The organism is Mycolicibacter sinensis, from assembly GCF_001667945.1.
Lineage (GTDB): Bacteria > Actinomycetota > Actinomycetes > Mycobacteriales > Mycobacteriaceae > Mycobacterium > Mycobacterium sinense_B.
Window position 1 is genome coordinate 1 of sequence record NZ_LZJK01000139.1, and the last position, 10632, is coordinate 10632.

The 10632-nt window shown below is 69.7% G+C and carries 6 protein-coding genes; all 6 read left to right on the plus strand.

Translation table 11 applies throughout. The annotated features are described in order from the left end of the window. Positions 1-148: 148 nt before the first annotated feature. Complete coding sequence (locus A5694_RS17985; RefSeq protein WP_064923658.1) at positions 149-1048, plus strand: class I SAM-dependent methyltransferase; 900 nt, start codon at positions 149-151, stop codon at positions 1046-1048. 268 nt (positions 1049-1316) lie between these two features. Further along, positions 1317-3149: a type VII secretion AAA-ATPase EccA gene (eccA, locus tag A5694_RS17990; protein WP_064923660.1), complete on the plus strand. Its 1833-nt coding sequence runs from the start codon at positions 1317-1319 to the stop codon at positions 3147-3149. Continuing rightward, positions 3146-4768: a type VII secretion protein EccB gene (gene eccB, locus A5694_RS17995; protein ID WP_064923662.1), complete on the plus strand. Its 1623-nt coding sequence runs from the start codon at positions 3146-3148 to the stop codon at positions 4766-4768. The genes eccA and eccB overlap by 4 nt, the downstream gene beginning before the upstream one ends. Then, the gene (gene eccCa, locus A5694_RS18000; protein ID WP_064923664.1) at positions 4765-8715 is read left to right on the plus strand and encodes a type VII secretion protein EccCa; all 3951 of its coding nucleotides are present in this window, start codon (positions 4765-4767) and stop codon (positions 8713-8715) included. The genes eccB and eccCa overlap by 4 nt, the downstream gene beginning before the upstream one ends. Positions 8716-8752: 37 nt before the next feature. After that, positions 8753-9076, plus strand: coding sequence for a PE family protein (locus tag A5694_RS18005; protein WP_064923666.1), 324 nt, complete (start codon positions 8753-8755; stop codon positions 9074-9076). 2 nt (positions 9077-9078) lie between these two features. Then, a complete protein-coding gene (locus A5694_RS18010) occupies positions 9079-10542 on the plus strand; it encodes a PPE family protein (protein ID WP_109535734.1) in 1464 nt (487 codons plus the stop codon). Positions 10543-10632: the final 90 nt, after the last annotated feature.

Consider the following 10632-nt stretch of genomic DNA (forward strand, 5'->3'; position numbering starts at 1 on the left):
ATGGCGGCCACCCATGAGACCAACACGTTGATGATGAACGCCCGCGACACCGCCGAAGCGGCCAAGTGGGGCTGAGCGGTCGCAGAGCGCTGGTAAAGCGGGGATTCCACGCTGGTTACTGCGGCGTAGGGTCAGTGGAATGCCTGTAATGCGTAATGAAGGTGACAGCTGGGACATCACCACGAGCGTCGGTTCGACCGCCTTGTTCGTGGCCGCCGCGCGGGCCCTGGAAGCCCGCAAACCCGATCCCTTGGCGGTCGATCCCTATGCCGAGTTGTTCTGCCGGGCAGCCGGCGGTGACTGGGAGGCCGTCGTCGAAGGCAACCTCCCCGACCATCAGCTGCTGACCGGGGACTTCGGGGAACATTTCCTCAATTTCCAGGGTGCGCGCACCCGCTACTTCGACGACTACTTCCGCCGCGTCGTCGCTGCCGGGGTGCGGCAGGTGGTCATTCTGGCGGCCGGGCTGGACTCCCGCGCCTTCCGGTTGGAGTGGGCGGAGCAGACGACGATCTTCGAGTTGGACCAGCCGCAGGTACTCGCCTTCAAGAGTTACGTGCTCTCGCAGCGCGGCATCAGGCCCAAAGCAGAACGCCGTGAGATAGCTGTCGACTTGCGTGAGGACTGGCCGCAGGCGCTGCGCGACGCTGGATTCGACGCCACCCAGCCCTCGGCGTGGATCGCCGAGGGGCTGTTGATGTATCTGTCGGCCGACGCGCAGCATCAGCTTTACACCGGCCTCGATGACCTGGCGGCGTCGGGCAGCCACGTCGCGGTCGAGGACGGTGCCCCCCTGCCGGCCGAGGTGTTCCAGGCGGCGGTGGAGGCCGAAGTCGCAGCCGGCGACGACAGCCGCATCTTCCACCGACTGGTCTATAACGAGCGTTGCGCGCCGGCCGATCAGTGGTTCGGGGAACGGGGCTGGTCCGCGGTCGCGACGCCGTTGGCCGACTACTTGCGTGAACTGGGCCGCCCCGTGCCCGGTCCGGATACCGAGGAGGGACCGATGATCGCGCGCACCGCCCTGGTCCGGGCGGTCAAGAGCTAGCGCGCGGTCAAGAACGCCGGGCGCCGTCGTCAAACGAGCCCTGATGGGGTAACGTTCCACAGCAATCGAAAATGATTTTCAATAAGGAGCCGGGAATGGGTTGGAACGATGTCGGCGCTTCCGCGCCGGGTCTACCTGCCAACGGCGGTCGGAGCGCGGTGATGGAAGCCACTCGACGGTCGTCTCTACCCACCTCGACAGTTAGCTTATGCAATGCTAACTTCAGCCGAGTTAGCTTAGGCAACACTGCTGAAGGGACGAGCCACGCATGAACACCGGTGACGCGGCTCTGTTGACATCGCAGCCACGGGTTGACGAGGACACCCTCAGCCGGTTCGCCACTTGCTGCCGTGCCTTGGGCATCCCGGTGTACCAGCGGCAACGGCCGGCCGACCTGGCCGCGGCTCGCGCCGGCTTCGCGGCGCTGACCCGGGTCGCGCACGAGCAGTGCGACGCCTGGACCGGCCTGGCCGCCGCCGGCGACCAGTCGCCGCGGGTCTTGGCCGCCGTGTCGGCGACCGCGGCCAGCGCCGGGGCGCTGCAGCGGCGCCTGGACCTACCGGCCGGCGCGCTCGGCTTCCACTACGACACCGGGCTGTACCTGAAGCTGCGCGCCACCGAAGCCGACGACTTCCACCTGGCGCACGCCGCCCAACTGGCCATGGCGGGCCGCTGTGCGGAGGCCAACGAGCTGGTCGCCGAGATCACGCAGCGCCGTCCGGACTGGAACGACGCGCGCTGGCTGGCGATCGCGGTGAACCACCATGCCGGGCGCTGGTCGGACATGGTCAAGCTGCTGACCCCGATCGTCAACGACCCCGACCGCGACGAGCTGTTCACCCACGCCGCCAAGATCGCGCTCGGTATCGCGCTGGCCCGGCTGGGCATGTACGCCCCGGCGCTGTCCTACCTGGAGGAGCCGGACGGGCCGATCGCCGTCGCCGCCACCGACGGGGCGCTGGCCAAGGGGCTGATCCTGCGGGCACAGGGCGACGAGGAGACGGCCGAAGAGGTGCTGCAGGACCTCTACGCCGCCAACCCGGAGAACGAGCAGGTCGAGCACGCCCTGCTGGACACCAGCTTCGGGATCGTCACGACCACCGCGGCGCGGATCGAGGCGCGGACCGATCCCTGGGACCCCGAGACCGAGCCGAGCGCCGAGGACTTCATCGACCCGGCGGCCCATGAGCGCAAGGCCGAGCTGCTGGCCGAGGCCGAACGGGAACTTGGTGAGTTCATCGGCCTGGCCGAGGTCAAGAACCAGGTGCAGCGGCTCAAGAGCTCGGTGGCCATGGAGGTGGTGCGCAAGCAGCACGGACTGGCCGTCGGCCAGCGCACCCACCACCTGGTGTTCGCCGGGCCGCCCGGGACCGGTAAGACCACCATCGCGCGCGTGGTCGCCAAGATCTACTGCGGCCTGGGGCTGTTGAAGAAAGAGAACATCAAAGAGGTGCACCGTGCCGACCTGATCGGTCAGCACATCGGTGAGACCGAGGCGAAGACCAACGCCATCATCGACAGCGCACTGGACGGCGTGCTGTTCCTCGACGAGGCCTACGCGCTGGTGGCCACCGGCGCCAAGAATGACTTCGGCTTGGTTGCCATCGACACCCTGCTGGCGCGGATGGAGAACGACCGCGATCGCCTGGTGGTGATCGTCGCCGGGTACCGCGCTGACCTGGACCGATTCCTCGACACCAACGAAGGTCTGCGGTCGCGGTTCACCCGGAGCATCGATTTCCCGTCCTACCAGCCGCCGGAGCTGGTCGAGATCGCCTACAAGATGGCCGAGCAGCGCGACAGCCGGTTCGAGCAGTCCGCGCTCGAGGAGATGCAGGCGCTGTTCGCTCAGCTGGCCGCCGCGTCGCACCCCGATGCCAACGGGATCGCGCGGCGCAGCCTCGACATCGCCGGCAACGGCCGGTTCGTCCGGAACCTCGTCGAACGCTCCGAGGAGGAGCGCGAGTTCCGGCTCGACCATTCCGAACAGTCCGGTACCGGTGTGTTCACCGATGAGGAGCTCATGACCATCACGACTGAAGATGTCCGTAACTCGGTGACGCCGTTGCTGCGTGGCCTGGGTCTGGAGGCGAACGCGTGAGCGCCGCTTCCTCCGACCGGACCGAGGACGAACGGCGCTCCTTTGCATCCCGCACCCCGGTCAACGAGAACCCCGACCGGGTCGAGTACCGGCGGGGTTTCGTCACCAAACACCAGGTCAGCGGCTGGCGGTTCGTGATGCGGCGGATCGCCTCGGGAGTGGCCCTGCACGACACCCGGATGCTGGTGGAGCCGCTGCGCTCACAGGCGCGTGCGGTCCTGATGGGTCTGCTGGTGCTGGCCACCGTGGCGGGCGGCTGCTTCGTGTTCACCCTGATCTGGCCCAACAGTGCGGCCGCCAACGACCCGGTGCTGGCCGACAAGTCGACCTCGGCGCTGTACGTGCGCGTCGGCGACCAGCTGCACCCGGTGCTCAACCTGACCTCCGCACGGCTGATCGTCGGGCGCCCAGTCAACCCGACCGCGGTGAAAAGCACTGGGCTGGACAAGATTCCGCGCGGCAACCTGATCGGTATTCCCGGCGCCCCGGAGCGGATGGTGCAGAACACCAGCCGCGACGCCGACTGGACGGTGTGCGACTCGGTGGGCGGCACAGACGCCGGGGTGACGGTGATCGCCGGGCCGCTGGGCGACGGCGGATCCCGGGCCGGCGCGCTTGATGCGCAGCACGCGGTGCTGGCCGACAACGGTACCGGCGCCTGGCTGCTGTGGGACGGCAAGCGCAGCCGGATCGACCTGTCCGACCGTGCCATCACCGGCGCGCTCGGCCTCGGCGAGCGGGGCGCGCCGGTCCCCACGCCCCGTTCGATCGCGACCGGGCTGTTCAACGTGATCCCGGAGGCGCCCGCGCTGACCGCGCCGGTGATTCCCGGCGCGGGCGACAAGCCGGCGTTCGAGCTGCCGGCGGCCGCGCCGGTGGGCGCGGTTGTGGCGGCGCACGCCCTGGAGGGCAACGCGCAAGGCACCCTGCGCTACTACGCGGTGCTGCCCGACGGCCTGCAGCCCATCTCCGGGGTTCTCGCCGCGGTGCTGCGCAACACCGACTCGCACGGGCTGGACCGGCCGCCGCTGCTCGGTGCCGACGACATCGCCCGGCTGCCGGTGTCGCACGCCCTGGACACCTCCCGCTTCCCCGAGCAGCCGGTGAGCATCACCGATGCAGTGTCCGACCCGCTGACGTGTGCGCACTGGAGCAGAGCCGCCGGGGCCAGCACCAGCTCGCTGACGCTGCTGTCCGGCTCCTCGCTGCCGCTGCGCGACGGCGTCCGAACCCTGGATCTGGTCGGCGCCGGTGTCGGCGGGACGGCCGCCCGGGTTGCGCTGACCCCGGGCACCGGCTACTTCGCCCAGAGCGTCAGCGGCGATCCGACGGCCAACGCCGGTGCGGGCCCGCTGTTCTGGATCTCCGACACCGGGGTGCGCTACGGCGTCAACACCGAGGCCGGTACCGCCGGCAGCGACGGTGACACCGTCGCCGCGCTCGGGCTGAGCCAGCCCGCGCTGCCCATCCCGTGGTCGGTGCTGTCGCAGTTCGCGCTGGGGCCCACCCTGTCGCGCGCCGACGCACTGCTGGCCCACGACGCGCTGGCGCCGGATCAACGGCCGGTTCGCCGGGCGACGACCGAGCTGGGTGCCACTGACGGGGGAGAGACCCGATGAGCCGACTGATCTTCGAGGCCCGCCGCCGGCTGCCGGCGCCGCCCACCGATAAGGGCACCATCACCATCGAGCCGCCGCCGGAGTTGCCCCGGATGGTGCCGGCGTCGTTCTTGCAGCGGGCGCTGCCGGTGGTGATCGTGATCCTGATCGTGGGCATGGTGATCGCCATGGTCGCGACCGGGATGCGGCTGATCTCCCCGGTGATGCTGTTCTTCCCGTTCGCCCTGCTGGTGGCGGCGGCAGGGATCTACCGCGGCGGCGACAAGAAGGCCCGCACCGTCGAGGTCGACGCCGAACGCGCCGACTACCTGCGTTACCTGTCGGTGGTCCGCGACAACATCCGGGGTTCGGCCGCTAAGCAGCGGGCCGCCGCCGAATGGTCGCACCCGGACCCGTCGGATCTGGCCGCCGTTCCCGGCTCGCGCCGACAGTGGGAGCGCGACCCGCACGACGACGACTTCCTGGTGGTGCGTACCGGGCGGCATTCGGTGCCGTTGGCCAGCGCGGTACGGGTCACTGACACCGCTGACGAGATCGACCTGGAACCGGTGTCGCACAGCGCATTACGCAGCCTGCTCGACACCCAGCGCACGGTGCGCGACGTGCCTGTCGGCCTGGACTTGACGAAGGTGTCCCGGATCACCGTGCTGGCCGATACCGCCGACGAGGTCTCCGGTGCCGTGCGGGCCTGGGTCGCCCAGGCCGTCACCTGGCACGACCCCACCATGCTCGGGGTGGCGCTGGCCAGCCCCGACCTGGAGAGCCCGGCCTGGTCCTGGCTGAAGTGGTTGCCGCACGTAGACATTCCCGGCTCGGTCGACGGTGTCGGCCCGGCGCGCTACCTGACCAGCAGCCCCGAGGAACTGGCGATGTTGCTGGCGCCGGCGTTGGCCGAGCGCCCGCCGTTCACCGGCGAGCCGGCCGAGACGGCGCGGCATCTGCTGGTGATCATCGACGACCCGGATTTCGACCTGGCCGCCTCCTCGCTGGGTGCCGCCCGTGCCGGGGTGACCATCGTGCAGCGCGGCAGCGTCGCGCCGAACCGCGAGCAGTATTCCGACCCGGAGCGCCCCATCCTGCGCATCAACGGCGACGGGGAGTCCATCGACCGTTGGCAGACCGGCGGCTGGCAGCGTTACGTTGACGACGCTGACCGCCTGGCCGCCGACGAGGCCGCCCACCTGGCGCGCCGGCTGTCGCGCTGGGACTCCAACCCGACCCACGCCGGGCTACGTTCGGCCGGTACCCGCGGCGCCACCTTCACCACCTTGCTGGGCATCCCCGACGCTTCTCGCCTCGACGTCGCCTCACTGTGGGCGCCCCGGAGCCGCGACGAGGAACTGCGGGTCCCGATCGGAGTCACCGCGACCGGTGAGCCGCTGATCTTCGATCTCAAGGACGAGGCCGAGGGCGGGATGGGCCCGCACGGCCTGATGATCGGCATGACCGGCTCCGGTAAGTCGCAGACGCTGATGTCGATCCTGCTGTCGCTGCTGACCACGCACCCCGCGGACCGGCTCATCGTGATCTACGCCGACTTCAAGGGTGAGGCCGGCGCCGACATCTTCCGGAACTTCCCGCAGGTCGTCGCGGTCATCTCCAACATGGCCGAGAAGCGCTCGCTGGCCGACCGGTTCGCCGACACGCTGCGCGGCGAGGTGGCCCGCCGGGAGCTGCTGCTGCGGGAGGCCGGTCGTCGGGTGCAGGGCAGCGCGTTCAACTCGGTGACCGAGTACGAGGCCGCGATCGCCGCCGGCCACGATCTGGCCCCGATCCCGACGCTGTTCGTCGTGGCCGACGAGTTCACCCTGATGCTCGCCGACCACCCGGAGTACGCCGAGTTGTTCGACTACGTCGCGCGCAAAGGCCGGTCGTTCCGGATTCACATCCTGTTCGCCTCGCAGACCCTCGACGTCGGCAAGATCAAGGACATCGACAAGAACACCTCCTACCGAATCGGTTTGAAGGTGGCCAGCCCCAGCGTCTCCCGCCAGATCATCGGGGTCGAGGACGCCTATCACATCGAATCCGGCAAGGAGCACAAGGGCGAGGGCTTCCTGGTGCCCGCTCCGGGCGCGGCGCCGATCAAGTTCCGCAGCACCTACGTCGACGGTATCTACGACCCGCCGCGGCAGTCCAAAGCCGTTGTGATGCATGCGATTCCAGAGCCGAAACTGTTCACGGCCGGCCCGGTGGCCGCTGCGGAGACCACCATCGTGGCCGAGCCCGACGACGAGACCTACGCGCCGCCGCGCAAGTTGATCGCCACCATCGGCGACCAGCTGGCGCACTACGGCCCGCAGGCTCCGGCGCTGTGGCTGCCTCCGCTGGACGAGCCGATCCCGCTCACCGCGGCGCTGGCCCGGGCCGGTGTCGGCGAGCGGCAGCTGCGCTGGCCGCTGGGTGAGATCGACAAGCCGTTCGACATGCGGCGCGACCCGCTGGTGTTCGACGCCCGCTCGGCCAGCGGCAACATGCTCATCCACGGCGGACCCAAGTCCGGGAAAACGACTGCGCTGCAGACCTTCATCCTCTCGGCGGCCAGCCTGCACTCGCCGCGTGAGGTGACGTTCTACTGCCTGGACTACGGCGGCGGCCAACTGCGTGCGCTCGAGGACCTGGCGCACGTGGGCAGCGTCGCGTCCGGGCTGGAACCCGAGCGGATCCGCCGTACATTCGGCGAACTCGAGCAGTTGTTGACCGCGCGCCAGCAGCGGGAGGCGTTCCGTGACGGCAGTATCGGCTCGCTCAACGACGGGTACGGCGAGGTCTTCCTGGTCATCGACAACCTGTACGCGTTCAGTCGGGACAACACCGACCAGTTCAACACCCGTAACCCGTTGCTGGCCAAGGTGACCGAGCTGGTCAACGTCGGCCTGGCCTACGGCATCCACGTCGTCGTCACCACCCCGAGCTGGCTCGAGGTGCCGTTGGCGATGCGCGACGGGCTGGGGCTGCGCCTTGAGCTCAAGCTGCACGACCCACGGGACAGCAACGTCCGGGTGGCCGGGGCCCTGACCCGGCCGGCCGAGGCCGTGCCGGCCAACCAGCCGGGCCGCGGCCTGACCATGGCCGCCGAGCACTTCCTGATCGCGGAACCGGATCTGGGCCAGATCGCCGAGATCAACGCCCGCCACCCCGGTCTGGCCGCGCCGCCAGTGCGACTGCTGCCGACCAACCTGGCCCCCGAAGAGGTCGGAACGCTGTGGCCGGGCCCGGAGCGGGTCGTCATCGGTCAGCGCGAAGAGGACCTGGCGCCGGTGGAGTTGGACTTCACCGCCAACCCCCTGGTGATGGCGCTCGGGGACAGCAAGTCCGGCAAGACCACCCTGCTGCGGCACATCATCCGGACGGTGCGGGAGAACAGCACCGCCGAGCAGGTCGCGTTCACGGTGCTCGATCGCCGGCTGCACCTGGTCGACGAACCGCTGTTCGCCGACAACGAGTACACCGCCAACGTCGATCGGGTAATCCCGGCGATGCTGGGCCTGTCAGCGCTGATCGGTTCCCGCCGGCCGCCGGCTGGGCTCTCGGCGGCGGACCTGGCCAGCTGGACCTACGAGGGACACACCCATTACCTGATCATCGACGACGTGGACTCGATCCCGGACTCCCCGGCACTGACCGGGCCGTACGCGGGCCAGCGACCGTGGACCAACCTGATTCCGCTGCTGTCGCAGGCCGGTGATCTGGGGCTGCGGGTGATCGTCACCGGCCGTGCCACCGGGTCGGCCCACGCGTTGATGACCAACCCGCTGCTGCGTCGCCTCAACGACCTGCAGGCCACCACCGTGATGTTGTCGGGCAACCCCGCCGATTCCGGCAAGATCCGCGGTCAGCGGTTCGGGCGGCTCCCGGCGGGCCGGGCGATGCTGCTCGGCGACAACGACGAACCCACCTACTTGCAGCTGGTCAATCCGTTGTTCAGCCAAAGTCTGACGCGCTGATGCGCGAAAAGGTATGGAGCGATAAGGAGGAGGAGTCATGACGCTCAATGTGGTTCCGGAAGGTCTCGCCGCCGCCAGCGCAGCGGTCGAGGCGTTGACCGCCCGCCTGGCTGCCGCACAGGCCAGCGCCGCCCCGCTGATCACCGCGGTGGTGCCGCCGGCGGCCGACCCGGTGTCGCTGCAGACTGCGGCCGGGTTCAGCGCGCAGGGCAGCGAGCACGCCGCGGTGGCCGCCCAGGGCACCACCGAGCTCGGTCGCGCCGGTGTCGGTGTCGGTGAGTCCGGCGTCAACTATGCCGCTGGCGACGCGGCAGCCGCCACCACCTACGTGGCACGCCACGCGGGGGCCGGAGGCGCCTGATGATCTCCGCCCCGGTCTGGATCGCCTCCCCGCCGGAGGTGCATTCAGCATTGCTGAGCAGCGGTCCCGGACCGGGTCCGCTGCTGAGCGCTGCCGGGGTATGGAATGCGCTGAGCGTCGAGTACGCCACGGTCGCAGACGAATTGACCGCATTGCTCGGCGCGGTGCAAAGCGGCGCCTGGCAGGGGCCCAGCGCCGAGCAGTACCTGGCGGCGCACGTGCCCTACCTGGCGTGGCTGGGCAAGGCCAGCGCGGACAGTGCCGGCGTGGCCGCCCAGCATGAGGTGGCGGCCTCGGCCTACACGTCCGCGCTGGCGTCGATGCCGACACTGGCGGAGCTGGCCGCCAACCACATGACGCACGGGGTGTTGGTCGCCACGAATTTCTTTGGCATCAACACCATCCCGATTGCGCTCAACGAAGCCGACTACGTCCGGATGTGGATTCAGGCGGCGACCACCATGAGCACCTACCATGCGGTCTCCGGTGCCGCACTGGCGTCGGCGCCGCGCACGGTGCAGGCCCCCCCGGTGGTCAAGGCCGACTCGGTCCAGCCCGCGGATGCCGCACCGGGTGGTGGGGATTTCTTCACCCAGCTGTTCAACCAACTCGGCCAGCTACTGCAGGATCCGGTCGGGGTGATTCGCGAGATCATCAGCGGCGGCCCCGCCGCGCTGGCGACCTGGTTCCCGTTGCTGTTCTTCATCGCCTACGAGGCGTTCTTCATCCCGTTCGGTTTCACCTTCTGGGGCGTGATGCTCTCCGCCCCAGCCTTTTTGCCGATCATTCTCGGCGTGGCGTTGAGCCAGCTGGTCAACCTGGAGCCGGGTGTGGCCGACGAACCCGACGAGCCGATGCTGCCGGTTGCCGTCGCCCCGTCGCCTGAGCGGCCGATCGCGGTGGTGACCGGTTTCTCCTCCGGCATCGCCACCCCGGGTGCACCGGGCGTGCCGGCAGCGCCGGCGACCTCGGCGGTGGCGCCGCCGCCACCGGCCCCCGGAGTGATGGGCTTCGGCTACCTGGTCGCCGGGGCGGATCCGGGCACCGGGCTGGGGCCCACCTTGACCGATCGGAACAAGGCGCAGGCGCCGGCCTCGCGGGTACCGGCGGCCGCGGCGGCGGTGCGCAGCTCGGCGCGCGACAAGGCCCGGGCGCGGCGACGCCGGCGCGCGGTGTTGCACGACCACGCCGACGAATTCATGGACATGGATTCCGGTCCGAGCTCTGGACCGGCGCAAGAGCCCGTGTCGGCGTCCTCGATGACGGGCTCGGAGCGCGGTGCCGGGGCGCTGGGTTTCACCGGAACCGTGGGCAGGCGGCGCGCCGCGGCCGCGGCGGGGCTGACCACTCTGGCCGGCGACGGGTTCGGTGGCGGCCCGGGTGTGCCGATGCTGCCCGACACCTGGAGTGAGAACGATCTCGCCGACCCCGAGTCGAATTCGGAGTCGGAATCGGAGTCGAAGTAAGGGAACGAAGGAAGAGAAAGGAGTGCGGTGATGAGTTTGTTGGATGCCCATATTCCGCAGTTGGTGGCCTCGGAGTCGGCGTTTGGGGCG